Consider the following 1,823-nt stretch of genomic DNA (forward strand, 5'->3'; position numbering starts at 1 on the left):
CTAGGAGCCCACTGAATAAGGCGTGGTTGGGGCGGGAAGGGCGCCGACAAGGCCGTCTGAGCGGCGGTTCAGGTCAGACCTCGAAGGGCCGACACGTGGTCGCCCTTCCCGCGTGGTCCAGCTTGGCGGGCGGTGTCTGGGGGTGCAAGGAGGGTGTGGGTGGGGCGGTTGCCCGGCTGTCAGGCCAGCGCCCAGGTTCCCGGCCGCCGGGTCAGGCCCAGGTTCAGCAGCCGGCGCAGGTTGAGGCCGGCGACGCGGGTACGCAGCCACCAGTCGTTCTTGGCGGTGCCGATGTAGCGCAGTTTCAGGCGTCGGCCGCGGCAGGTGGCGACCCAGCAGATCGCGCGTTCGACCTGGGGACGGTCGGCGTCGTAGGCGCGGCGCAGGCTCGGGTCACCGGCCCAGGCGGCGCGGGCCTGGCGCAGCAGCGCGTCGTGAGGGTGCAGGATCAGCGCCCGGCCGGTCTTGCTGGTGGTGCAGCGGGTCCGCAGCGGGCAGCCGCGGCAGGCGACCCCGAAGGTCACGTTGCGTTTGGGGGTGATCGGGCGGGTGACGCCGTTCGGGCAGGTGACGGTGGCGGCGGTCTCGTCGACGGTGAAGTCGTCCAGGGTGAAGCCGCCCTCGACGGCGGGCTTGAGCGGCTTGGGCTTGATGATCGCGGTGTGCCCGGCGCCGGCCAGGGCGGCGCGCAGCTCGCCGGTGCCATACGCCGAGTCGCCGTAGGCGGTGACCGGCTCGTTCTGGGCGTGTGTGTCGGCGGTGAGCATCTGCCCGGCCACCGCCGCGTCGCTGCCCGCGGCGCCGGTGGCCTGGGTCAACGCGCAGCCGGTGATCAGTGTGGTGTCCGGCTCGACGGCGATGTGGGCGCGGTAGCCGTCGCGGCGGGCCTCGGGGGTCTTGCGAGTGTGCCGGGCCTGGGGATCGTGGACCGAGATGACGCGGTCTTCGGCGACCCGGCGGGCGATCCGCCACCGCCCGTCGGTGCCGTCGCCGCCCTCAGCGGGTTCGACGTCCTGACCGGCCACCAGGGCCAGCAACCCGACGGCATCGGCCTGCTTGCCGGTCAGATCCACCTGCTCGGCGGTGAAGATCTCCACCAGCCGGGTCGCGTCGTTCACCAGCGCCGACACCAGTTCGTCGCGGGCTTGGGGATCGTCCCAGTCGATCTTCGGCTTGGCCGGGGTGGAGTAATCAGCGCCAGTGCACTGGGCGGCGATGGCCTCGGCCGCGCCCGGCACCTGCCGGCCCACCCGGCGGATCGCGGCGATCAACTGGGTGACGGTGTCCTGGGTGGCGACCGCATCGGCCAGGATGGTGGAGTCCAGCGCCCGCTTGCGGCGGCCCTTGAGCACCCCGGTCTGCGCGATCACCGCGTCGATCGCCTCATGGATGCGGTGCGGACGCGCCGAGGCGGCCAGCCGCTTGCGCCAATACACCAGCGTGGAGGGGTCGAACCCTTCGTAGGTCAGCGGCAGCCCGCACGCCACCTTCCAGCGGATATCGCAGCGCAACGCCTCCACCACCTGCGGGTCGGAGTAGTCATACAGCGCCTGCAGCAGCAACACCGACCCGATCACATCGGCCGGGATCGACGGACGCCCCGTCCCAGAGGGAAACAGATCAGCGAACGCGTCATCGCGGAACACTTCGCGGCGATGCTCGGCCAAAAACGCGAACACGCTGCCCGCAGGGACCAGATGCCCCACCAGCGCCGCCGCGTCCAGCAACTCTGGCTCGCCCTTGCTCACACCCTGCACCACACCAGTATCCCAGTCGAGCGTTAGCTCGACCGGGACAACCGCAGTTATTCAGTGCAGTCCTAG

The 1,823-nt window shown here is 71.1% G+C and carries 1 protein-coding gene; it reads right to left on the minus strand.

Annotated elements, in window-relative coordinates:
- Nucleotides 1–179: 179 nt before the first annotated feature.
- Nucleotides 180–1,757, minus strand: coding sequence for an IS1182 family transposase (locus QSK21_RS35760; RefSeq protein WP_285702197.1), 1,578 nt, complete (start codon nt 1,755–1,757; stop codon nt 180–182).
- Nucleotides 1,758–1,823: the final 66 nt, after the last annotated feature.

The sequence above is a fragment of the Actinomadura sp. NBRC 104412 genome, from assembly GCF_030269515.1.
Classification (GTDB): Bacteria; Actinomycetota; Actinomycetes; order Streptosporangiales; family Streptosporangiaceae; genus Spirillospora.